Annotated in this window: 24 protein-coding genes; 10 read left to right on the forward strand and 14 right to left on the reverse strand. The window is 46.2% G+C overall.

The window, feature by feature from the left end; genetic code table 11:
- Window positions 1-4: 4 nt before the first annotated feature.
- The 3 genes from ACY2IG_RS15775 (at window position 5) to ACY2IG_RS15785 (ending at window position 1,876) form a co-directional block, all read left to right on the forward strand.
- Window positions 5-244 carry a hypothetical protein gene (locus ACY2IG_RS15775; RefSeq protein WP_023469697.1) on the forward strand — a complete coding sequence of 80 codons (240 nt, stop codon included), beginning with the start codon at window positions 5-7 and terminating at the stop codon, window positions 242-244.
- Window positions 245-342: 98 nt separating this feature from the next.
- The gene (gene motA, locus ACY2IG_RS15780) at window positions 343-1,128 is read left to right on the forward strand and encodes a flagellar motor stator protein MotA (protein WP_035412066.1); all 786 of its coding nucleotides are present in this window, start codon (window positions 343-345) and stop codon (window positions 1,126-1,128) included.
- A complete protein-coding gene (locus ACY2IG_RS15785; protein WP_035412064.1) occupies window positions 1,103-1,876 on the forward strand; it encodes a flagellar motor protein MotB in 774 nt (257 codons plus the stop codon). Before motA ends, ACY2IG_RS15785 begins: the two co-directional genes overlap by 26 nt.
- 36 nt (window positions 1,877-1,912) lie before the next feature.
- Here ACY2IG_RS15785 and ACY2IG_RS15790 read toward each other — a convergent pair whose 3' ends face one another.
- The 6 genes from ACY2IG_RS15790 to ACY2IG_RS15815 all read right to left on the reverse strand — a co-directional run bounded on the left by ACY2IG_RS15790 (window position 1,913) and on the right by ACY2IG_RS15815 (window position 7,684).
- Window positions 1,913-2,446: a DUF420 domain-containing protein gene (locus ACY2IG_RS15790; RefSeq protein WP_056064864.1), complete on the reverse strand. Its 534-nt coding sequence runs from the start codon at window positions 2,444-2,446 to the stop codon at window positions 1,913-1,915.
- 3 nt (window positions 2,447-2,449) lie between these two features.
- Entirely contained in the window at window positions 2,450-3,877 is a 1,428-nt protein-coding gene (locus ACY2IG_RS15795; protein WP_035412058.1) for a dihydrolipoyl dehydrogenase family protein, read from the reverse strand.
- On the reverse strand, window positions 3,874-4,251 hold the full coding sequence (locus ACY2IG_RS15800; RefSeq protein WP_056064860.1) for a DUF1499 domain-containing protein: 378 nt from the start codon (window positions 4,249-4,251) through the stop codon (window positions 3,874-3,876). Before ACY2IG_RS15800 ends, ACY2IG_RS15795 begins: the two co-directional genes overlap by 4 nt.
- A 93-nt stretch (window positions 4,252-4,344) precedes the next feature.
- Window positions 4,345-5,703, reverse strand: a complete 1,359-nt coding sequence (locus ACY2IG_RS15805) for a sensor histidine kinase (protein ID WP_368916083.1) — start codon at window positions 5,701-5,703, stop codon at window positions 4,345-4,347.
- A 23-nt stretch (window positions 5,704-5,726) separates the two neighbouring features.
- The gene (locus tag ACY2IG_RS15810; RefSeq protein ID WP_035412051.1) at window positions 5,727-6,419 is read right to left on the reverse strand and encodes a response regulator transcription factor; all 693 of its coding nucleotides are present in this window, start codon (window positions 6,417-6,419) and stop codon (window positions 5,727-5,729) included.
- A 20-nt stretch (window positions 6,420-6,439) separates the two neighbouring features.
- A complete protein-coding gene (locus ACY2IG_RS15815) occupies window positions 6,440-7,684 on the reverse strand; it encodes a hypothetical protein (RefSeq protein WP_308102287.1) in 1,245 nt (414 codons plus the stop codon).
- A gap of 139 nt (window positions 7,685-7,823) precedes the next feature.
- Between ACY2IG_RS15815 and ACY2IG_RS15820 the strand changes: the two genes are divergently transcribed.
- The gene (locus ACY2IG_RS15820) at window positions 7,824-8,654 is read left to right on the forward strand and encodes a Cof-type HAD-IIB family hydrolase (protein ID WP_290755363.1); all 831 of its coding nucleotides are present in this window, start codon (window positions 7,824-7,826) and stop codon (window positions 8,652-8,654) included.
- 51 nt (window positions 8,655-8,705) lie between these two features.
- On the opposite strand, the gene ung is transcribed toward ACY2IG_RS15820, so the two are convergent.
- Window positions 8,706-9,365: a uracil-DNA glycosylase gene (gene ung, locus ACY2IG_RS15825; RefSeq protein ID WP_197026245.1), complete on the reverse strand. Its 660-nt coding sequence runs from the start codon at window positions 9,363-9,365 to the stop codon at window positions 8,706-8,708.
- A gap of 80 nt (window positions 9,366-9,445) precedes the next feature.
- On the opposite strand from ung, the gene ACY2IG_RS15830 reads away from it, so the two are divergent.
- Window positions 9,446-10,171, forward strand: coding sequence for a WecB/TagA/CpsF family glycosyltransferase (locus ACY2IG_RS15830; protein WP_035412042.1), 726 nt, complete (start codon window positions 9,446-9,448; stop codon window positions 10,169-10,171).
- A gap of 56 nt (window positions 10,172-10,227) precedes the next feature.
- Here the strand turns inward: ACY2IG_RS15830 and ACY2IG_RS15835 are convergent, their stop codons facing one another.
- A complete protein-coding gene (locus ACY2IG_RS15835) occupies window positions 10,228-10,860 on the reverse strand; it encodes an NAD(P)H-dependent oxidoreductase (RefSeq protein WP_023469709.1) in 633 nt (210 codons plus the stop codon).
- A gap of 145 nt (window positions 10,861-11,005) precedes the next feature.
- Entirely contained in the window at window positions 11,006-11,464 is a 459-nt protein-coding gene (locus ACY2IG_RS15840; protein ID WP_035412039.1) for a MarR family winged helix-turn-helix transcriptional regulator, read from the reverse strand.
- A gap of 171 nt (window positions 11,465-11,635) precedes the next feature.
- Between ACY2IG_RS15840 and ACY2IG_RS15845 the strand changes: the two genes are divergently transcribed.
- Window positions 11,636-11,896 carry a hypothetical protein gene (locus ACY2IG_RS15845; protein WP_035412036.1) on the forward strand — a complete coding sequence of 87 codons (261 nt, stop codon included), beginning with the start codon at window positions 11,636-11,638 and terminating at the stop codon, window positions 11,894-11,896.
- A 14-nt stretch (window positions 11,897-11,910) separates the two neighbouring features.
- A complete protein-coding gene (locus tag ACY2IG_RS15850) occupies window positions 11,911-12,864 on the forward strand; it encodes a LacI family DNA-binding transcriptional regulator (RefSeq protein WP_462618189.1) in 954 nt (317 codons plus the stop codon).
- Window positions 12,865-12,918: 54 nt separating this feature from the next.
- Here the strand turns inward: ACY2IG_RS15850 and ACY2IG_RS15855 are convergent, their stop codons facing one another.
- From ACY2IG_RS15855 to cbpA, 5 genes are all read right to left on the reverse strand, one after another.
- Entirely contained in the window at window positions 12,919-13,572 is a 654-nt protein-coding gene (locus ACY2IG_RS15855; RefSeq protein WP_035412031.1) for a C40 family peptidase, read from the reverse strand.
- A gap of 220 nt (window positions 13,573-13,792) precedes the next feature.
- Window positions 13,793-17,068, reverse strand: coding sequence for an efflux RND transporter permease subunit (locus ACY2IG_RS15860; protein ID WP_462618190.1), 3,276 nt, complete (start codon window positions 17,066-17,068; stop codon window positions 13,793-13,795).
- 14 nt (window positions 17,069-17,082) lie between these two features.
- Window positions 17,083-17,640: a TetR/AcrR family transcriptional regulator gene (locus ACY2IG_RS15865; RefSeq protein ID WP_290788302.1), complete on the reverse strand. Its 558-nt coding sequence runs from the start codon at window positions 17,638-17,640 to the stop codon at window positions 17,083-17,085.
- Window positions 17,641-17,810: 170 nt separating this feature from the next.
- A complete protein-coding gene (locus ACY2IG_RS15870) occupies window positions 17,811-18,581 on the reverse strand; it encodes a pyrroline-5-carboxylate reductase family protein (protein WP_035412024.1) in 771 nt (256 codons plus the stop codon).
- 59 nt (window positions 18,582-18,640) lie between these two features.
- Window positions 18,641-19,279 carry a cyclic di-AMP binding protein CbpA gene (gene cbpA / locus ACY2IG_RS15875; protein ID WP_035412021.1) on the reverse strand — a complete coding sequence of 213 codons (639 nt, stop codon included), beginning with the start codon at window positions 19,277-19,279 and terminating at the stop codon, window positions 18,641-18,643.
- A gap of 341 nt (window positions 19,280-19,620) precedes the next feature.
- On the opposite strand from cbpA, the gene ACY2IG_RS15880 reads away from it, so the two are divergent.
- The 3 genes from ACY2IG_RS15880 (at window position 19,621) to pdxK (ending at window position 22,206) form a co-directional block, all read left to right on the forward strand.
- Window positions 19,621-20,238: a DUF47 domain-containing protein gene (locus ACY2IG_RS15880; protein ID WP_035412018.1), complete on the forward strand. Its 618-nt coding sequence runs from the start codon at window positions 19,621-19,623 to the stop codon at window positions 20,236-20,238.
- A gap of 16 nt (window positions 20,239-20,254) precedes the next feature.
- Entirely contained in the window at window positions 20,255-21,259 is a 1,005-nt protein-coding gene (locus tag ACY2IG_RS15885; RefSeq protein WP_035412015.1) for an inorganic phosphate transporter, read from the forward strand.
- A gap of 131 nt (window positions 21,260-21,390) precedes the next feature.
- Entirely contained in the window at window positions 21,391-22,206 is an 816-nt protein-coding gene (gene pdxK, locus ACY2IG_RS15890; RefSeq protein WP_023469720.1) for a pyridoxine/pyridoxal/pyridoxamine kinase, read from the forward strand.
- Window positions 22,207-22,241: the final 35 nt, after the last annotated feature.

Genomic DNA, 22,241 nt, shown 5'->3' on the forward strand with positions numbered 1-22,241 from the left:
AACAGTGGACCCTAAGACGGCTGATCATTCGATTGAGGATGTCTGGCGAAGGCTGGAACGGCAATCACAATGGATGCCTGCGCAATTGTATTATCAATTTGAGGAACTCTTGTCACTACATTTGGAGCAACCGATTCTAAATGAATTGTATCAAGTGTTAAAAAAATACGACGTACTGACCGATATAGAGCGTGACGAACGAAACGAAAGCATTCAAATGCTAATCGATGAAAACGGCGCTTGATTCTCGGTTTTTGGATTTCCGAGCAGAAGAAGTGTCTTCTGCTCTTTTATTTTTCGTTCTTATACGCATTACATACAGAAAGGTGGCACACATCAATCATGGATATCGTGTCGATAATCGGGATCATACTAGGTCTTATCACATTGATCGGAGGAATGATCTTAAAAGGTGCGCCTCCAGTCGCCCTACTTAACCCTGCAGCCCTCGTCATCATCTTCGTCGGGACAGCCGCTGCCATCATGATTTCCTTCCCGAAGGAACGCCTAAAGGTACTACCGGCACTGTTTAAAGTCATCTTTTTCGAACAAAAATTAATGACGAAACAAGTCTTACTCGGACAGTTTCTGACACTTTCGACGCAAGCACGGAAAGAAGGACTGCTGTCATTAGAAGCAGCTTTAGAAGAAGTCGACAATGCGTTCATGAAGCGTGGTGTCATGATGGTCATCGATGGGCAGCCATCTGAATATGTCGAGGACGTCATGACGCGCGACCTCGAAAACATGACGGAACGGCATCATGCCAATGCAAACATCTTCACGCAAGCTGGAACTTACGCTCCGACCCTTGGAGTTCTCGGTGCCGTCGTCGGTCTTGTTGCCGCTTTATCCGATCTGTCGGATATTGAAAAATTAGGTCATGCGATCTCAGGTGCCTTCATCGCGACGCTGTTCGGGATTTTCACTGGGTATGTCCTTTGGTTCCCGTTCGCAACGAAACTGAAGCAAAAATCAGCGAGCGAGATTCAACTGTACGAGATGATGATCGAAGGCATTCTTTCGATCCAAAACGGTGAATCACCAAAAAACTTAGAAGATAAGCTACTCGTGTACCTGACACCGAAGGAGCGTGCGAACTATGAAGCGGAAAAAGAAGCCGCATGACGAACATATCTCCGAAGGCTGGTTGATTCCCTACGCCGACTTATTGACCTTACTTCTAGCACTCTTCATCGTTCTTTTTGCTTCGAGTAATGTCGATGCCGTCAAGCTAAAAGCGATGTCCCAGTCGTTTAGCTCCGTCTTCAATGGTGGTTCAGGGATGATTACGAACAGCTCGCTCTCCACTCAAGAAGAAGAGGATTCGAAAAAACTCGACGCGCGAACGAAGGCACAAAGCTATGAAATCGCAGAACTCGAGAAGATTAAAGACGAAGCAAACAAATATATCAAAAATGAACAGCTCGAAAAAGACATCAAGGTGGAAATTACAAATGAAGGACTTGTCTTCACGATTCGTGACCGAGCCCTCTTCTCGCCAGCTCAAGCAGAAGTAAGAGGACGCTCGCTTCAAATCGCAGAAGGCATGAGTGCACTACTCGTCAAGGCAGGACAACGTCAGATTCAAGTCTCCGGTCATACGGATAATATCCCAATCAATACGGCACAGTATCCATCAAACTGGGAACTCAGTGCAGACCGGGCGATCAGTTTCATGCGTGCCTTACAACGCAATCCAAAGCTCGAACCAAAACGGTTTACTGTCAGCGGTTACGGAGAGTTCCAACCGATTGCGTCCAATCAAACAGAAGCCGGTCGTAGTCAGAATCGACGTGTCGAGGTATTGATTCGACCATTGATCGACTTAAAAGCAAACGTACTCGACGAAACGAAAGTTAAGTCCGGCACGTAAAAAAAGATCCTTCGTGGTTACCCACGAAGGATCTTTTCAATAATACGGACGAATCATGATATAGACGATGACGCCAGTGAAGCTGACGTATAACCAAAGCGGCATCGTAAAGCGTGTCCATTTTTTATGCTTTTCGAAATTTTGATTCACAGCATGCGCGAGTGACATCAAGACGAGCGGAACGATGACTGCAGCTAGAATGATGTGCGTAATCAAGATGAAGAAATAGATCGGACGAACAAATCCTTCTCCACCAAACTTCGTCGATTCACTGACTGCATGGTACGTGACGTATGAAATCAAGAATAGCGTTGTCGTCGTCATCGCACCACCAATGAAGCGGCGATGATTCACGCGGTTACCGCGACGAATCGAAATCCATGCGCCGAGCAACAGCATGAAGGTAAAACTATTAAAGATGGCGTTCAAAAAAGGAAGTAACGTCCAATCGAATCCTGAGTCGACTTGTACAGGTGGCGCAAAAAATAAGAGAGCCACGAGTAGGTTGATGACAAGAGTCAACAGGATGACGAGTGGGACAAAATTCCGTTTAGTAGCAGGTTGTTGCATGAATCATTCTCCTTGTTTCCAGTCGAAATAACGTTTCAACCATTTTGGGATCGGACCAGCGAATAAACGCTCACGCCAGTAGACATCAGCAGCACGCTGAACGGCAGCACCACGAATCGGATACGGATGCACGACACGTGACAGTTGACCGACCTTATCTTTACGTGCCATTGCATAGACGACTTCTTGCATCCACTCGCCGGCTTGTTCTCCGATCGCATGTGCCCCGATCAGTTTCCCGCGTTTATCGGCGATGAGCTTGACGCGCCCTTCCGTCTGACCATTGATGACGAAACGATCCACTTCATCGAGACCCGTCTGGTAGACTTTGATGTCACCGTGTTTCTTACGTGCTTCTTCTTCTGTCAAACCGAGATGGAACAATTCAGGCGTTGTGAATGTTACCCACGGGACCGCTCGATAATCAGGTTTCGTCCGTAAACCGAACAAAGCATTTGTGACGACGGTTTTTCCTTCTAGTCCTGCGACGTGCGTAAACGGTAAGGAATCAATCGTATCTCCGACGGCAAAGATATGCCGCTGACTTGTCCGGAGCGAACCGTCGACTTGGACGAATCCTTTTTCGACATGAACACCAGCCCGGTCAAGACGTAACGCCTCGATGCGTGGCTTACGACCGACCGCGACAAGAACGGCATCCGTTTCGATGACACGTGATTCCCCATTTGCTTCGACCGTCACTTCGATGCCTCCAGCTGACTTGCGGACATGCGTGACCTTCGTATCGAGATGCAACGTCAATTCTTGCTCGAGCTGACGTTGAATGACTTCGACCATGTCACGATCTTCTTTTCCGAGCAGCGTCTTCATGCCCTCGATAACTGTGACTTCCGTTCCGAGGTGCGCGTAAGCTTGCGACAGCTCAAGACCGATCGCCCCACCACCAATAACGAGCAGCCGCTCAGGACGCTCTGTTAATTCAAAGATCGTCTCGTTCGTTAAATAATCGATCGTATCTAGTCCATCAATCGGTGGAATGATCGGTTGGGATCCTGTTGAGATCGCAAACTTTTCACCAACGACAAGCTGTCCCGCTACTTCGACTTCATGTGCACTAAGGAATGTCGCTTCTCCGATATAGACATCGACACCAAGATCTTCAAATCGTTTCGTTCCATCATGTGATTGAATGATGTTACGCGCACGATCAACGCTTGCTTTCGTTTTGGAATAGACCGCGTCTCCGTTCAGCGTCACGTTGTATTTTTCAGCCGTCCGCTTCATGACGTGCACGTCGTGTGCGGCTTCAATCAAAGCCTTTGAAGGAACACAACCATAATGGAGACAATCTCCACCTAGATGTGCATGACGTTCAATCAGGGCAACATGTGCACCAAGACTTGCTGCACCGGCAGCAATCGTCATTCCGGCTGCACCACCACCGATGACAACTAATTGATAGGTCTTCATCGCAAACCCTCCTCATACCGACGTGTGATGTCTTCCATCCGTTTACGGTTGACGCCCCAGTCAGAGTATCCGACGCGTGATGCCGAACGGAAATGAATCACTTGTGCGGCTTCATCGAAGTAAAATTCGACGTCATCCTTGAAGCGAAAGACTTTACTCGTAAAGATGGCATGGATGTATGTTCCTTCCTCCTTAACGATTTTTACTCGGTCGAGGCTTTGTAGAATACGTAAGAGGTGGAACTTCGAATCCGCAAGCGTTCCTTTGAACGGGAGCGGACGCATTTTCATATCCTGTAGATCGGTTTGAGTAGATACCGCATTCGGTTTTCCGGAGAGCGGTTGAAGCGTACCATTTGAAACACCAAGTGCCATGACTGATTCCTCCGTTTCCTATCATCTGATCCATTTCGTACTATAATCCACTTTACTTTACCAGTTTCTGTTTCACTCTGCCTGTCTGAGTGTTTACGCTTTCGTGACAGGGAGCAGAATCGTCGCGATGACGCCGCCTTCTGGCTGATTGTCGATGAATAGCTTGCCTTCATGTGCTTCAACAAGCTCTCGACAAATCGATAGCCCGAGTCCCGTTCCGCCCTTTCCTTTTTGCACTTGATAAAACTTTTCCGTGACATGACGTAGGTGTTCTTTCGGAATACCAGGTCCTTCGTCACTGAAAGAAAGGAATAACACACGCTCGGAACGAACGAGTCGAACCGTAATCGCTCCTCCAATTGGTGAAAAACGGATTGCATTATCAAGCAGGTTCAAGAAGACTTGTTTCAATCGGTTTTCGTCGTATAGACCAATGACTTGCGCCGGTAACTTTTGCACAATCTGAACATTTTTCTCTTCCAGCTTTTGACGTAGTTGCGCTGCGACGGTCTCGATGATTTCCGTTAAGTTGACTTCCTGACGGTATAGGACGAGACGACTCGTCTCGAGTTTTGAGAAATCGAGTAACTGTTCAACGAGCGAAATTAAACGCTCCGTCTCTGAATGAATGATGCCCATCCCAAGCGACGCCTCTTCCGGCAACTGATCCTGTTCGACGAGTAACGTCTCACTCCAGCCTTTGATCGATGTCAACGGTGTCCGTAACTCATGGGAGATACCCGAAATGAATTCATCTTTCAATGTTTCCTGTTGTTTGATCTGTTGCCCCATATAATTGATCGTCCGTGCTAGTTCTCCAAGTTCGAACGAATACTCCTCGTTCACCTTAACGTCGTAATGTTGTTTCGCGATTTGGTCCGACGCACCGATTACCTCTTGAATAGGTCGAACGATCGAAGACACCAGACGTGAGGAATAAATGAAGGCAAGTCCCCAAACTACTGTACCCAAGAGGACGATCGCTAAACAAATTTCAATCACACGTCGGTCGATTCGTTCAAGCGATGTCGTATAACGGAGCGCTCCCGTCGTCTGACCGAATGACACGACAGGTTCCGTCACTTCCAGCAAATGCTCTCCCGTCGCCTCATCGTCATATCGTTTCGTGACGGTTTGACCCGCTCTTACTTGATTGACTGCTTCTCGCGTCAATTTACGTTGCGAAATGAACCCTGTCGAGGAATAACGCGGAATGCCTGTCGCATCCAACACTTCGATTTCTGCATCTGGATAGGCATAAGAATCGAGTACATCATGAATCGTCGCTTCGGAATCCGTGTAATCATAAGCGAGACCGCTATTTGCAAACAACACCGCACTCGCATTCGCATGACGTTTCAAGACATCCGTCGCCGTCACGTAATAATAGTTATAGGTCACGAACGAGAGAATCCCGATGACAAGTAGGACCGTCACCGTGATGATCGTCATGAACCGCATTAATATCTGGCGCTTCATTCTTCGTTACGCCACTTGTATCCATGTCCCCACAGTGTCTCGATGAACTTCGGTTCCGCTGGATTTTCTTCGATTTTTTGACGAAGACGGCGAATGTTGACATCGACTGTCTTTCGATCGCCGAAATAGTTCTCGCCCCATACCGCATCGAGTAGTTCATCTCGCGACATGACTTGATCCTCATTTTTAATGAAATGACAAAGTAAATCATATTCAGTCGGCGTCACTTCGACGTCAATGCCGTCTTTTTGGACACGCTTCGCTCCTAAATCAATTCGGAACGGTCCAGAAACAAGTTCACGCGGCTGTTTTCTGCGGCGTAATGTCTCTACCCGTCGTAACAGCGACTGGATACGTGCGAGTAATTCTGCTGGACTGAACGGCTTCGCGATGTAGTCATCCGCCCCTACGCTTAGTCCCATGACTTTATCTTCTTCTCGCGTCCGTGCCGTCAGCATGATGATCCCGACCACTTCATCCTTCGCCCGCGCCTGTTCACAGACAGCGAAACCATCGACTTCCGGCATCATGATATCCAGTAACAGAATATCAAAGGTTTGTTGATCAAATTGCGCGAGTGCCTCTTTTCCGTTTTCCGCTTCAATGACGTCATAGCCTGCCCGTTTCAAATTGATGACGATGAAACTGCGAATCGCGTGTTCATCCTCGGCTACTAGTATTTTGGTCATTCTTTTCTCCCCCTGATTCTTTATTCCACGAGTGTGACACGATTGACGAACATTTCATAATCCTTCGTCGCATCGATCACATAGACATAATCGATGCCCTCTTTAATTTTTCGTTTTTGGTCACTAGCAATGTATTGATTCTTTGGAATGATCTCTAATTCAAAATCAACCTGCTTCGTATCCCGATTGATGAAACGAACGCGATTTTCACGTTTTTCGATCGTTTCCCGTGTCGCCCAATTGGCCGGGAAACGCATAACGAAATTGTATTCCTGATCAATGTACTGCTCTTCCCGTAGTTCGAATCCACTCTCAAGAAATGGCGGATTGTCCGATCCATTCCATGTGTAGTACGCGGTGATACGTGGTTTCGGCTCACCTTCACGCCCTTCACTACCGCCCGGCGTATATTGATGACCGAACTCGACGATTCCGTCTTGATCGACATCCTTCGGAAACGTATACATCGGTTCAACGATCTCATCGACTTGACCGAAGCGCACTTGTTCCAACGTATCGTTCGCTAAACGGAATAATGCGATGTGCATCTTAGCATCACGTGTATAAGAGACAATCAAGCCTTTATTGCGCGCAGCATTGATCGTATCGACTTCAAATAAATCATGTTCTGCGAATAAATCGCCATCTTTTGTCGCTAGCGTCGTCTCTTGACGCTTTTTCGACAAGATATCCTTATAATAGATCAAACGAGATGGACTTCCCTTTTGTAGAAGCACCATATCTCGCTCGCGATCTTGATTCAAATCATCCACCGACAGGCGGTCATACCGATCCACCTTCGTGACATCTCGTTGCTTCGACAACAGCTGTTCAATGATATATAACGTGTTTTCACCATAACTGGTAATCCCGATGACTAAATGGTTTTGTTTATGTTGCGCGTCAGATACGACTTCGAGTCGATCGATGGCTCGCCCATCAGCAACTGTCTGCCGTGTCACAAGTCGCCATTTTTCACCTTGTCGTTCATGAACGAGAAGATGAATCGTGAAACGTCCATCCTGCTCACTACGGTAGAAGGTGATCGCCTCATCCTTACCGTTTCGATCTAAATCAACGAGTTCGTATAGACGGGATACTGCTTGATTTCGTGGCGCCACGATTTCTGCCTGTTTCGGCAAATCGCGGTCAATCCGCTCTTTCAACGACTGCTCCCATGCCGGAAGGGACGGATGTTGGAGTAGAGAGGCGGGATGCGGAAACATCGTACTGCATCCTGCTAATAATAGACTTGATATGATCATGAAGAGATATTTCATAAAGTTGGAATCCTTTCCGTACGGGCTCTGTTTCCACTTTATCATACTCTCTCAATGGAGAGTATATTGTCGAATGGGACACAAGTTGTTACGATATACAGATAATTGAAAGGGGTTTGAATGTATGACGTACAAAATGATTGTTCTCGATTTAGATGATACCTTGTTGACAAGTGATCATACGATTTCACCACGTACGAAAGAAGCCTTACTTGCTGCGCAACGTCGTGGGAAGAAAGTCGTTCTTGCAAGCGGTCGTCCGACATATGCGATGCTTGATCTTGCAGAAGAACTAGAACTCGCACGATACGGAAGCTACATCCTGAGCTTCAACGGAGCTTCGATCATCGATTGCAAAACGAACGAATCACTTTTCCTCAGTACCCTCTCTCCGGAGACGGTCCATCGTCTTTATGATGTAAGTAAACGGGAGGATGTCTACATTCACACGTATGTCGGACATGAGATTCTGACAGAACAACCGAACGAGTATACGACACTCGAAGGACAATTGACTGGTATGGACGTCATTCCCGTCGCTGATTTTAAAACAGCGATTCAAACACCTGTCGTCAAGTGTTTAATGATGGCAGAAGAGACACACCTCGCGCGGGTCGAGCAGACGCTTCAACAAGAGCTTGCAGGGGAACTCGCGGTTGCTCGCTCAAAGCCATTTTTCCTTGAATTCACGGAAGACGGTGTCACAAAAGGCACAAGCCTTGCCTTACTGTCTGAGAAGCTTGGTATCGCTCAGGAAGAAGTCATTGCTTGTGGAGACGGCAACAACGATCTATCGATGATCGAATGGGCAGGTCTTGGCGTCGCGATGGCGAATGCAGCCGATACCGTTAAAGAAAAAGCCCAGTATATGACCGCTTCGAACGATGAAGATGGTGTCGCCCTCGTCGTCGAAAAGTTCATGATGGATGAAGAACCGACTATCTCAAGTCACTAAGTAACTCAAAAAAGCGTGTGTTCCGCATTCAACGGAACACACGCTTTTGATTTACGATAAACACCAGTCAATTGGCTCTCTTCCCTGCTCTTTCAGCCAAGCATTCGTTTGCGAATAAGGTTTGCTACCGAAAAATCCTCGGCTCGCTGATAAGGGACTTGGATGAACGGCCTCGAGAACAAGATGACGATTCGTATCAATCAGCACCTTTTTACTCTTCGCATGATTTCCCCATAGGATGAACACGATCGGTTGTGTCTGTGTTCCTAGGACTTCAATGACCCGATCCGTGAATGATGCCCAGCCTTTTTTAGCATGCGATCCCGCTTTTCCTTCTTCAACCGTGAGCGACGTATTCAGTAAAAAGACACCTTGTCGTGACCAAGCTTCGAGATTTCCGGATGTCGGAGCCGGACAACCGATATCCGCGACGAGTTCCTTATACATGTTTCGAAGGGACGGCGGGATCGGAACTCCGTCATGGACAGAAAAGCTGAGTCCGTTCGCTTGTCGTGGACCATGGTAGGGATCTTGTCCTAAAATGACGCACCGGACGTCTTCCGGTGCGACCGCATCAAACGCATGAAAGATCCGCTCTTTCGGAGGATAGACGGTCGTCGTTTGATAGGCTTCCTTCAAAAAAGCCCACAATTCCTGAAAATAAGGTTTTTCCTTTTCTTCTTTTAACACCGTTTGCCAAGATGGATGCACATGGATCCGCTCCTTTTTCAGTCTCAAGTCGCTGTTCGTACGTCTTGATTCTGCTATGATGGATGATGAGGTGGGAAACTATGATTCAGACAAAACAATTATTTGGACTACCATTCGTCGATGCGACACCTTCGCAATGGTATACCCATATTAAAACAATCTTACACGACCGCGGAAAAGCCTTTCTTGTCACGGCGAATCCTGAGCTCGTGTTGCGTGCATTGCGCGAACCTTCTTACGAAGCCATTTTACGGCAGGCGACGTTTATCACACCAGATGGAATTGGTGTGACCGCTGCCAGTAAACGAATGGGAGCGCCCCTCACTGCGACATTGCCAGGGATCGAGACGGCACGTGAACTATTGCGGACGGCAGATGCACTGAAGAAGCGTGTATTTTTGCTTGGTGGACGCCCGGAAGTTATGAAATCGTTGATCCATCAGTTATCGATTCGTTTTCCGAACATCCGCTTCGTCGGAACGTTTCACGGTTTTGGAAAGACAGAGGAAGCAACGCAAGCGATCGCAGAAGCACAAGCTGATCTTATCCTCGTCGCACTCGGTGCGCCAAAACAGGAGGAATGGATCGCTTCTGTTTATGATCAAGTCGATCACGGCATCTTCATCGGTGTCGGTGGTGCATTCGATGTCTGGTCCGGACATAGTAAGCGTGCTCCAAAATTATTCCGTCGCCTCAAGCTAGAGTGGCTCTATCGTATCTCGACGCATCCCCGCGGCTTTGAGAAATTAAAAGATTTGTTGCTCTTCCTGACGCTTGTGCTTCGCAAAAAATCAACGCTCTCTTAACTCAATACAAATACAAAAAGGCTCCCGACACGGCGGGAGCCTTTTTTACGCTTATCTTATGCGTTGACAGTCGAGAATGAACGACCGAGTTCTTTCGCTTTTGCGATTGCTGCTTCTTTGATTTCTTCTGCTTTTTCTGGGTTCATCGCCATACCTTCGATGAAGAGGGCATCGTAGTCTGTTACACCAGTGAAAGCAAGTGCTTGACGGAGGTAGTCATCACCGAAGTTAAGACCAGATCCTGTGTACACGCCACCTGTCGCTTGGATGTGGAGTGCTTTTTTGCCTTCCATCAAACCTTTAGGACCTTCTGCAGTGTAAGCGAATGTTTTACCTGCAAGAAGTACGCTGTCGATGTACATTTTGAGACGTGCTGGGAAAGAGAAGTTCCACATTGGTGTGACGAAGACATACTCATCTGCTTCCATGTATTGTTCGAGATGTTTTGTCATCGTACCAACTTTTGCGATCTCCACTTCTGTTAATTCTTCGCCTGTTGCGAATTTGCCCCATGCGCTTAACACGTCTGTGTCGATTTCTTGGACTGTTTCGTTATATAGGTCAAGAACTTCTACTTCAGCTGAAGGATTCGCTGCTTTATAGCTTTCGAGGAATGCTTCACCGACTTGAAGGCTGAAAGAGTGTTCTGTAGCTTTTGGGTTAACAGTTACATAAAGTAATTTAGTCATTATTATTTCTCCCTTTTATTTAAAGTAAATTCTGTAACTAAACATACCAACCACCTTTTCGTTTGTCAATTAGTTTGACTTCTGATTGTAGAAAAAAAGCTCAAGTCCGTGACTTGAGCCTTTTCCATCATATGAGTGCTAATCCTTATGCATTTTCGAGCGGCGTATAATGTTCGGCTCGTAAACCGATTCGTTTCAATTGATCAATCAACTGTTCCTTTTCCGACACTGACAAATCCTTGAACAAGTCTGCTAAAAAGGCTTCATGCTTCGGGAATGTCTCTTCCATCAGTTCGCGTCCAGCTTCCGTTAATGTTCCAAACGTGACACGACGATCCGTCGCACATGATTTTCGCGCAATCAATCCACGCTTTTCGAGTTTATCGACGACATACGTCACACTGCCGCTCGTTAACAGAATTTTATCACCGATCTGTTGTAAAGGCGTATCCCCTTTGTGGTAAAGCAATTCCAGGACTCCGAATTCCGATAAATTCAACTGATGTGTTTTGATGTCTGCCTTTACTTGCTCCGTCACCGCATGCATCGTCCGAGATAGAACAACGAGCATTTTTAATGCCAGCTTCGAGTCTGTCGATTCCATTTTACGTTCGCCCCTCTTTGTGTTGTATCGTCACAATCATAGACTTCTTTGTCTACTCGGTCAATTCTTGCTGAATTTTCTCAATCAATCCATTGCTCAAAAATAGTTCTTGCCGTGAAACGCGTTTCATACCCTATCGTCTTGATATACACTAAAAAGGAGGTAATCATCATGTCGATCCATACTCGGTTAACCCAGCTATTCAAGCGGAATGTTGCTTTTGAATGGGCGATTGAACAATTGCATACACCAGCAGGCTATTATTTGTGTCAACACACGTTGGTTGATCAATATCCTGATTTGTCTCCTCAAGAAAAAACACGACTGCTCTCAAAAATCAATGAATTGGCTGAACAGACATCTCCATTCTCGGCTCCCGTCTCCCGACAGGATTGGCGCCGACTTGAACAACGATTATCTCGCCAGACCTAAAGGAGGGATGCGCGATGACGAACATCCGAGACTTGGCACGTGAAGCAAACGTGTCCGTCACGACAGTCTCACGTGTACTAAATGATCACCCATACGTGGCGAACGAGAAGCGACAAGCTGTCCGAGAAGCGATAGTAAAACTTGGCTATATCCGTAATCAAACCGCTGTCCATCTTTCGACGGGCATGACGAAGACGGTCGGTGTCATGCTCCCATTCGTTGATCATCCATATCACGCCGCCATTCTCCAAGGCATCGCACAAGCGGCTTTTGACGCCAGTTATCGTTTCTTGACGTGGCAAACGAATTATGTGGAAACGCGTGAGCAACTCGCTCTTGATGCGCTAGCGCAACAGGAGATCGACGCACTCATCGTCGTGTCGCACAGCCTTCCGTTATCAGCGATTTTACCGTACGAACGCTATGGACCGATTGTCTTTTGTGAACACCACGAAGACGTCGCTGCTGTCTATATCGATCACTATACGGCCTTTCAACAGGGACTTGCACATCTACGACAACAAGGACATACAAGCATTGGTATTTGTCTCGGGCGCCCTGACAGTACGAATAGTTTGGCGCGTAAACATGCGTATCAAGAAGTTGTCAGTGACGCGTTCGTCTACGAACTGACATTGACGATCGAAGATGGTGCGAACGTCGCAAGGCGCTGGATGCAACAGAAACAACGACCGAGCGCCATCTTGACTGCCAGTGATCACGTTGCCGCGGGACTGATCTTGGAACTACGAAAACAAGGCTATCAGGTCCCGGGAGATCTCTCTGTCATTGGCTTTGATGGAAGTGAACTCGCTGAAGTCTTATCGATGACGACGATCGCGATTCCATATGCTACGATCGGACGACATGCTTTTCAGCTAACAGTTCGAAACGATATGAATATTCGTCCGCAAATCGAAGTACCGTCAACGTTCATTGCTGGAACGACCGTTCTTCCTTATACCTGAATCCATATAAAAAAGCGACGAGTTCATCGATTTGAATTCGTCGCTTCATTTCGTTTAAAGTGCCCCTGCTGCTACATACCGTGATCCCCAGTAGCCGCCACGGAACGATTCTTTGACAACTCTTCCATAATACGAGTTCGCATTGATCATCGTACTCCCATCGACAGCGATCCCAACGTGCTGAATGCCACTACCGTGTGTAAAGAAGACGAGATCCCCGGCACCAGGAGCTGTACGTTTCGTCGATGAATACTGAGCAGCTGCTGTGCGCGGAAGTGATTTTCCTAGTGCTTGATAGACGTAACGTGTAAATCCAGAGCAATCAAAGCTAACTGGACCCGTCGCGCCAAAAACATAAGGGCGTCCTTTAAGACCTTCCGCTACCGATACGATTGTTGACCCTGTTTTGCTCAATCCTTTTGTTGCTTTTGCATTGTATGCTTTCGTATACATCGAAGCGATATACGCTGTTTTTCCTTGATGACGAATTTGGTACCAATCTTTCACTTTTCCGCTCACTGCCACAGACTGTCCAAGTTTCAATTGACCGACTCGCTTACTCGATGCTGTCGCTTTCGCTCGGATATTTAACACATCCACGGAGATCGTGACTTTCTTACTCGTTGCGGCTTGTGTTGATGACGGAACGAGTGTCCAGCTACTGATTAGTAACGTTAAGGTTAGCAAAACGCGAGTGACAGTTTTCATCGATTCATTCTCCTCTTATGTATGAGTATAATATGCACTTGAATTGTCAGATAATTTCTGTTTTTATCCTATCACGTTCCAGATTTTCATCATGTTACAGTTATTTAACGCGAATTCTTTCTTGTAATACTTTTGTAACAAAACAAAAAAACAGATATGCTGAATGGCTTATTCTCGCCATTTCTGCATATCTGTCCGTTTTAGTGATTTAATCGTTTTTTCAAGAATCAATTGACTTCTTTTTTCGGAAACGTGCTAAGAATTCGTACACGATTGGAACGATAAGAAGTGTCAACAATGTCGAACTTGTAAGTCCACCGATGACCGTCACGCCTAATCCTTTTGAAATTAATGCGCCACCTTCGAGTCCAAGGGCGAGTGGTGCAAGGGCACCGATCGTCGCAAGGGCTGTCATCAAGATTGGACGTAAACGTGTACCTGCTGCATCGAGTAGTGCTTGACGCGTCGATAAACCTTCTGCTTCTTTATGAATGACACGGTCGATCAAGACGATCGCATTTGTCACGACGATCCCAATCAACATCAAGGCACCGATTAAGGACGATACAGAAATCGTCTCGCCTGTAATCAGAAGTGCAACGAGCCCACCGATGATTGCGAATGGAAGTGAGAACAAGATGACGAGTGGCGTCAATGCTCCTCCGAACGTAATGACAAGGACGAGATAGACGATGGCTACAGCTGCTGCCATTGCTAGACCGAGTTGTGTGAATGATTCTTGGATCTGTTCAGTAACTCCGCCTTGCTCATATGAGACACCCGTTGGACGATCGATATTCTTGACGGATTTTTCAATCGCTTGAGAAGCTTCTGTTGCTTTATCCGTTTTCAGTTCTGCTGTCACAGTAGCAACGAGTTTTCCATCGCGTTCGTTGAGTGAGTCAGGTGTCGTTCCTTTTTTCACTTCAACAAAATCGGACAGTTTACGAACACCAAGTGGTGTCACGACATCTGTCTCTTCCAAGTCTCGTATCGAATCATATGTCGTTTGTTCGTTTGGAACGATGACATCGAGTTCCTTCCCATCCACCTTAATAGTAGAAAGTGGTTTTTCCTCACCTTGGACATTCGCGATACCTTGTGCGAGTTGTGCTGTTGAAACACCGAACTCAGCCGCTTTTTGCTGATCGACTTCGAACGTATACTGCGTGTAAGCTTCTTTTAAATCTGTCGTTACTTTTCGAACATATTTCGTTTCGCCTTCGATCGCATCGACGAATTTCGGTGTAACTTTTTCTAAATCTTCAATGTTATTCGCGAAGATCGAGTACGAGACACCTGACGACGCAGCTCCACCACTAAAGTCTTGCTCTTTCCATTCTCCTGTCGGAATGTCGGCATTCAACTGCTTGATTGCTGTCTGTTTAACATCTGCGAAATCTTCTGTGTCTGGATCATACTGGACGATAAAGACACCTTGTTTTGTATTCCCTGGGTTCAATGGATTTTCTCCACCGACGGTAAACTGAAGATTGTCGATATTTTTTTGTTTGTTGAAATAATCTTCTGCTTGATCAGCTGCTTTTAACGAATCATCCAACGTTTGTCCTGGTTTTGGATTGTACGTGACATACAGTGTTTTTTCTCCTTCTTGATTCAAGAAGTTGACACCAATTGTTGGTACAAGTGCAAAACTTCCGATCAATAGTAGGACGGATAGTCCAAAGACGATGAATTTATGGTTCAACGACCAATTCAGCATACGACGATAACCGTTCGCTAACTTCCCACCTTCTTCTTTTTCTGGTTTTGGTGCCTTACCGCGCTTAAAGAGCGAGTCCGCAAACATCGGAACGACCGTGACCGCTACGATCAAGGACGCAAATAGTGCAAAGACGACTGTCAATGCGAACGGTAAGAAGAGTTCTCCGACGAATCCCGTAACAAATCCGAGTGGTAAGAATACAGCAATCGTAACGACCGTTGACGATGCGATTGGAATGAATACTTCTCGTGTTGCACTGATGATCAGTTCTTTTCCTTTTAACTTTTCTGTCGGATCCGTCAAACGACGGTAAATATTTTCGATGACGACGATGGAATCATCAACGACTCGACCAATTGCGACCGTCATTGCCCCAAGCGTCATGATATTTAAAGAAATATCCATCTGCTTCAGCACAAGAATCGCCATCAGAAGAGATAGTGGAATCGAAATGACTGCGATGATCGTTGATTTGATGTTTCGAAGGAACAGCAAAATGATGACGATGGCAAATAATGCACCAATCAGTGCCTTACTAATCATCGTTGAAACGGATTCCTCGATTGGTTTTCCTTGATCAAGTGTCACAGATGCATTGACCGAACCGTTTTCTTTTTCAAAGTCTTTAATCGTCTGCTTGACGCCATTGACGACATCAACCGTATTTGCGTCCTGCGATTTCGTCACTTGAACACCGATCGATCTTTCGCCATTCGAACGAGAAATCGATTCTTCAATCCCTTTGTCTTCAATCGTCGCGACTTGCGACAACGTGACAGTTGGTACTTGTGTTGGTGCTTGAGTTGCTTGTCCCGACGTAGCACCTGTCGACGGTGTCGTTTGGGATGCTGCCTCTGCCTCTCCTGTTGCTGATGGTGCTTGCCCTGCTTGCCCTGCTTGCCCTGCTTGCCCTGCTTGCCCTGCTTGCCCTGCTTGCCCTGCTTGCCCTGCTTGCCCTGCTTGCCCTGCTTGCCCTGCTTGCCCTGCTTGCCCTGCTTGCCCTGCTTCAGGAGTATTCGCTGCTGGCGGTGTATATGGAAGACGAAGATCTTTTAATTCTTTGACCGTCGTTGCTTTTCCATCTAGTACAACTGCCTGTTCTTTATCTCCTAGCTCGTACAAACCAAGCGCTAAACGTGAATCATTAGCTTGAATTAATTGTTTCGCATTCTCTTCTGTTAAACCGTAACGTTCGAGTTTTTTCTCATCAAATTGAATCTCAATTCGACGAATTTCTTGACCTGCAACTTGAACCGTTTGAGCACCTTCGATTCCCTCAAGCTTCGGTTGAAGTTCGTTTTCGACGAGTTTCGTCAACTCAGACAGAGAGCGTTCCTTGTCTGAGACAGCGAATCCGATGACTGGAAATGCATCAAAGGAAATCCGTGATACTTGTGGCTCTTGGACACCTTCTGGTAGTTCTACGTTTGAAAGAGCTTCTTTTACCTTTTGCTCTGCTTCTTCCATGTCTGTACTGAAGTTGTAGTCAATTTGTAAGTTCGATGCATTTTGGAAGGACGTCGAACGTACAGTATCGACACCTGGTAAATTTTCGACCTTACTTTCAAGTTCTCGACTGACTTCATCTAAAACCTGTTCTGGTGTAGCACCCGGATAAATTGTCGTCACGGACACGGTTGGTGTCGTGATGTCTGGCAATGTCTCAAGCTTCATCGATGTTCCCGCATAAATACCGGCAACTGTGATGATGATCGTCATAAGCCAGAGGGCAAACTTATTGTTCACCGAAAACTGGATGATCTTTTTCATCGTATGGTTCTCCTTCACTCTTCAATTTGCTTGTCTAATTGTCGTGCACGTTCTATTAATTGCTGAATCAATTGTTGTCGGATAGTCGGAGAAGGTGCACCAAACTGAAAATGCTCCGACAGTTTCAAACCGTCTAATGTAAAACGAATCGATAACACCTCAACCGGATCCATCTGTTCTGTCAGTTGGCGGAAGAAATGCTCAACTTGTCGCTTTCGTTCCTCGACGAACGTCGCGTGATCCTTTAACAAGGACAATAAGTAAAGAAGCGCATCCATATCGAGGTGGAATTCCTCTTGTTGCTGGATTTGCAACGTCACGAACGCTTCCATCGGTCCCATCGTCAACTGATGCTGTTCGTACAGTTCAAATTGACGTGCTTCTTGCGCTTCGATGACTCCCATCAGCAACGCTTCTTTCGAAGCAAAATGATACAATAGTCCACCTTTCGAGACATTTGCCTGTTTCGCGACTTCATCGAGCGTTAGCTGAGTAAAGCCTTGTTGCAATATGATCGCTGTCGTTGCTTCAAGAATCCGGCGACGTGTCTCTTGTGCTTTTGCACTAGCCAAAAGCCTCCCCCTTTTCCTATCTATTTTACTGTACCGTCTGGACGGTTTCTTTTTATAGTGTACGGATTCTCATTTCGAGATGCAATCGCTTTGCTTATGTTTCACGTGAAACTTTCGTGAACAAAAAAAACGCTTACGCATTTTATTATACGTAAGCGTTCTGAAGTGGATTATTCGTTTGCTTCACGTGCACTCTCTCGTAGCGCCGCTTGCATCGTTTCGAACAGGTGACGCTCCCGTAACACTTGGACACCACGATCCGTCGGTCCACCAGGTGCTGCAACGTCAGCAATGAGACGATCTGTGCTCTCATTAGAACGCATGAGAATTTCAGCTGAACCTTTCATCGCTTGAGCAACGATTCGACGTGCATTTCCCTCTTCAAAACCGGCATCCGTCAAAACTGGTACCATACCAGCTACGATTTCATAGAAGAATGCTGGACTACATCCAGCTGCCGCCATGAACGCTGGCATCGTTGTTTCATTTGCCTCCGCGATTTCTCCGACACGTTCAAATAATGCCTCGACTACACTTCGGATCTCTTCGTTCACGCGTGAGCCGAACCATAGTCCAGTCATTCCTAATCGATGGGCAACGGGTGTATTCGGCATGACAGCAACTGTCGGACGTTCCGTTAACCGTTCGATTTCGTCCGGTGTAATATGAGCCGCAATCGAAACGATCGTTTGATGCGTCCATTGTTGGTTTGCTACGTAGGCAAGTACACCATCGGGTTGCATGCCAAGCATGACGACATCATATAAGGAGACATCTTCTTGCTCGACTGTTTGAATGCCGTGTCGCGCCGCGACTTCCGTCAAGCGTGCTCCACCACTGCGATTCGTCATCGTAATGTCCTCACGCTTAAATCCAGAAGCGACCCACCCTTGAACGAGCGCCTCACTCATCGCACCTGCTCCTACTACTAATAGTTTCATCGTCTATCCTTCCTTTCCCTCAAAAAAAGACCAGTCATGACTGGTCTTATGCGGGTCCATTATACACGAACAGCTAAATCTTCAACAGCGACGACACGAAGACCCTTGTCGTCAAGTTTCTTCACGATTTTTTTCTTCGTCTTCTCGTCACAATCCGTTGGTAACGTAATTAATACGCGACGCATGACACTACTCTTTGCATCGAGAGTCATCAGACTCGCCACCGTTGAATATTTGTTAACGATCTTCGAAATTTTCTCGAGCGCCCCTTTTTGTTCACTTAAGGCTACCGTTAAGACGTAACTTCCCGAATCACGATTCCACGCTTCCTCAAGCATTCCAAGCATCTTCCCGTGCGGTAAGATACCGAAGAAATGACCGTCGTCATTTAAGACCGCAATATACGGTAATTCCTTAATTGAGAAGAAGACTTCAAAGAAATTACTTCCTGTATAGATGTATTTGGATGTATTCTTAATCAGCGACATGACATTGTCGTCTAAACTGCCACCATTCATCCCATGACGATAAATGTGCATCTTATAGATATTCCCCTTGAAATCCTGTCCTGTCTGACTAAGAACCGGGACACATCGGTATCCGGTTTTTTCAAGCGTGTCAAGCGCTTCACGGATCGTCGCTGTTTCGGAAATCGTGACACATTGGTGCTTCGGGATACATAAACTTTGAACGAGCATAATAAAATCCTCCTCTTTTACCTAATTACGCAGACTTAATCATATCATTCGATTTTCATACGCCATATCCTCTTTTCCCACTTCTGATGCGCTTTTATTCTTACAATCACAAGACATTCGCTTGTAATCACAACGCAATCCAACCTATTTCAATTAAGTACACATGTAATCTCCTATTGTCAGATAATTTATTAAATCTACAATCACCTTCATATTAAGATTTATTAAGATTTCGTAAAGACGCTTCATAAATGTATTCTTTTACAATACCGTCTGCTACAATCGAACTCGTGAAGTTGCTTCACTATTCTATTCTTGTTCTTAATATGGAGGCAGAAGAAATGTTTAGTAAAAAACAAGATCCATTCGCAGTTAAATTATCAGAAATCGCAGGACACTTAAAAACGACTTCGCAATTCTTCGTTGACTTTAAAATCAACGGCATCGCGGATGTAAAAGAATTTGCACATAAAGTAAAAGACTTCGAAACAGCTGGGGACGATTTGATGCATCAGTTGATCATCGACTTGAACAACGCGTTCATCACGCCAATCGATCGCGAAGACTTACTCGCACTCGCTAACGCACTCGATGACGTCTTAGATGGCTTTGAAGAATGTTCTGCTATTTTCGAAATCTACAATATCGTTCAAGCAGACGAGCACATGATTAAGTTCGTTGATGAAATCAACATCGCTGTTTCAGAACTCGCAACGTCAATGGATCTTCTTGTTGCACGTAAATTGCAACCGATGCGTGAACACGTCATTAAAATCAAAGAACAAGAGACTATTTGTGACAACTTACGCCGTAAATCAATCAAAGCGTTGTTCGCAACAGAAACAGATCCAATTAAAATCATTCAATACAAAGAAATCTATGAATCGCTCGAATCAATCGCGGACTACTGCCAAGACGCAGCTAACGTCATTGAAACGATCATCATGAAAAACGCTTAAGTGAGGAGCTAACGAGATGGATAGCCTGTTTATCATCACCGCCATAATCGTGATTCTCGCACTTAGCTTCGACTTCATCAACGGTTTCCACGATACAGCGAACTCAATCGCGACTGCTGTATCGACTCGCGCTTTGAAACCACGCCATGCCATCATTTTGGCTGCATCGATGAACTTCCTAGGTGCAATCACATTCACTGGAGTCGCAAAAACGATCTCTGGTGACATCGTTGACCCGTCAACACTTGAACACGGGAGCTATGTCGTCATCGCTGCCTTGATTTCAGCCATTGCTTGGAATCTCTTGACTTGGTACTTTGGTATTCCGTCAAGTTCGTCGCATACACTGATTGGTTCGATTGCTGGTGCAGCTGTTGCCTCTGTTGGATTTGGTGGCATCGAAGCAAAAGGGTTCTTGAAAATCGTTGAAGCTTTGCTGATTTCACCAGTACTCGCCTTCACACTCGGTTTCATCGTATATGCAGTCTTTAAAATCATCTTCAAAAAAGGAAATTTGGCGAAAACGAATCGTCGCTTCCGCCACGTCCAAATCGCAACTGCTGCATTACAATCGTACACACACGGTACGAATGATGCGCAAAAAGCGATGGGGATCATCACACTCGCTTTGATTTCGTCTGGTTTCCAAACGGATCACGAAGTTGCCACTTGGGTTAAACTTTCCTGTGCGATCGCAATGGGTCTCGGAACATCTGTCGGTGGATGGCGCATCATCAAAACCGTCGGTGGTCAAATCATGAAAATCCGTCCAGTCAATGGTGTAGCAGCTGACTTAACATCAGCAGCAATCATTTTTGGTGCAACGGCGATTCATCTTCCTGTTTCGACGACACACGTCATCTCATCTGCCATCTTAGGTGTAGGTACATCGCACCGTAAGAAAGGTGTCAAGTGGGGAACAGCGCAACGCATGCTTATCACATGGGTCATCACATTGCCGATTTCAATGGCTTTAGCTGCTATGATCTACTATATTCTCGACTTCTTATTCATTAAATAAGTACGCACCCCGCCTATTCAAGATAGGTGGGGTTTTGTCTACGCTAGAAGCGTCGACAGTTGTTGTTTTTCCCATAATTCGCTATCATGAAGAACAAGAAGGATTGTCTATTTCTTTAGGAGGAATGCCCCATGACAAAACGTAAAGCCTTAACGATTGCTGGTTCCGACACGAGTGGTGGAGCTGGCATTCAAGCTGATTTAAAGACGTTCCAAGAACTTGGCGTCTACGGAATGAATGCCTTGACGGTCATCGTCGCTCAAGATCCTGATCACTCTTGGCATCATGCGGTTTACCCAATCGACACAGAACTCGTCCGGACACAAATCCACACGGTCCTTGGAGGTATTGGTGTTGATGCGATGAAGACGGGAATGCTCCCGACTGTCGAAATCATTGAAGCCGTTGCCGAAAAAATCAAATCATCCGGCGTCCAAAACGTCGTCATCGATCCTGTTATGGTCTGTAAAGGCGAGGATGAGGTGCTAAACCCTGATACAGCGAACGCACTTCGTGATGTCTTGACACCACTTGCGACAGTCGTCACACCGAACGTCTTTGAAGCAGGTCAATTATCGGGTCTTGGTAAAACGCCAGCAACGATAGACGAAATGAAACTTGCAGCAGCGCGGATTCATGAAAAAGGTGCGCAATACGTTCTTGTTAAAGGTGGCAGTAAGATTGACCATCCACAAGCAGTTGACGTGCTTTATGACGGAAAAGAGTTTATCCTGATTGAGGACGAACGAATCGAGACACCGTACACGCACGGTGCCGGCTGCACGTACTCTGCAGCAATCACGGCCGAACTCGCAAAAGGTGCATCGGTAGAAGCTGCTGTCCGTACAGCAAAATCTTTTATCACTTCTGCGATTCGTCATTCATTCCGTTTGAATGAATACGTCGGACCAACTGATCACGCTGCACATCGTACAGTCCAGTCTTGATCCGCTTAAGAAGTCCGCGATATCCGCGGACTTCT

Source organism: Exiguobacterium sp. EF_C8, from assembly GCF_054956715.1.

Excerpts from the sequence above, each read along its gene's own strand:
- ACY2IG_RS15815 (WP_308102287.1), bottom strand. The coding sequence starts at position 7,684 with ATGATCATATCAAGTCTATTATTAGCAGGATGCAGTACGATGTTTCCG.
- ACY2IG_RS15795 (WP_035412058.1), bottom strand. The coding sequence starts at position 3,877 with ATGAAGACCTATCAATTAGTTGTCATCGGTGGTGGTGCAGCCGGAATG.
- ACY2IG_RS15840 (WP_035412039.1), bottom strand. The coding sequence starts at position 11,464 with ATGGAATCGACAGACTCGAAGCTGGCATTAAAAATGCTCGTTGTTCTA.
- ACY2IG_RS15810 (WP_035412051.1), bottom strand. The coding sequence starts at position 6,419 with ATGACCAAAATACTAGTAGCCGAGGATGAACACGCGATTCGCAGTTTC.
- ACY2IG_RS15860 (WP_462618190.1), bottom strand. The coding sequence starts at position 17,068 with ATGAAAAAGATCATCCAGTTTTCGGTGAACAATAAGTTTGCCCTCTGG.
- ACY2IG_RS15785 (WP_035412064.1), top strand. The coding sequence starts at position 1,103 with ATGAAGCGGAAAAAGAAGCCGCATGACGAACATATCTCCGAAGGCTGG.
- ACY2IG_RS15805 (WP_368916083.1), bottom strand. The coding sequence starts at position 5,703 with ATGACGATCATCACGGTGACGGTCCTACTTGTCATCGGGATTCTCTCG.
- ACY2IG_RS15800 (WP_056064860.1), bottom strand. The coding sequence starts at position 4,251 with ATGGCACTTGGTGTTTCAAATGGTACGCTTCAACCGCTCTCCGGAAAA.
- ACY2IG_RS15870 (WP_035412024.1), bottom strand. The coding sequence starts at position 18,581 with ATGAAACTATTAGTAGTAGGAGCAGGTGCGATGAGTGAGGCGCTCGTT.
- ACY2IG_RS15830 (WP_035412042.1), top strand. The coding sequence starts at position 9,446 with ATGATTCAGACAAAACAATTATTTGGACTACCATTCGTCGATGCGACA.
- motA (WP_035412066.1), top strand. The coding sequence starts at position 343 with ATGGATATCGTGTCGATAATCGGGATCATACTAGGTCTTATCACATTG.
- ACY2IG_RS15845 (WP_035412036.1), top strand. The coding sequence starts at position 11,636 with ATGTCGATCCATACTCGGTTAACCCAGCTATTCAAGCGGAATGTTGCT.
- ACY2IG_RS15855 (WP_035412031.1), bottom strand. The coding sequence starts at position 13,572 with ATGAAAACTGTCACTCGCGTTTTGCTAACCTTAACGTTACTAATCAGT.
- ACY2IG_RS15820 (WP_290755363.1), top strand. The coding sequence starts at position 7,824 with ATGACGTACAAAATGATTGTTCTCGATTTAGATGATACCTTGTTGACA.
- ACY2IG_RS15880 (WP_035412018.1), top strand. The coding sequence starts at position 19,621 with ATGTTTAGTAAAAAACAAGATCCATTCGCAGTTAAATTATCAGAAATC.
- ACY2IG_RS15850 (WP_462618189.1), top strand. The coding sequence starts at position 11,911 with ATGACGAACATCCGAGACTTGGCACGTGAAGCAAACGTGTCCGTCACG.
- pdxK (WP_023469720.1), top strand. The coding sequence starts at position 21,391 with ATGACAAAACGTAAAGCCTTAACGATTGCTGGTTCCGACACGAGTGGT.
- ACY2IG_RS15885 (WP_035412015.1), top strand. The coding sequence starts at position 20,255 with ATGGATAGCCTGTTTATCATCACCGCCATAATCGTGATTCTCGCACTT.
- ACY2IG_RS15835 (WP_023469709.1), bottom strand. The coding sequence starts at position 10,860 with ATGACTAAATTACTTTATGTAACTGTTAACCCAAAAGCTACAGAACAC.
- cbpA (WP_035412021.1), bottom strand. The coding sequence starts at position 19,279 with ATGCTCGTTCAAAGTTTATGTATCCCGAAGCACCAATGTGTCACGATT.
- ACY2IG_RS15790 (WP_056064864.1), bottom strand. The coding sequence starts at position 2,446 with ATGCAACAACCTGCTACTAAACGGAATTTTGTCCCACTCGTCATCCTG.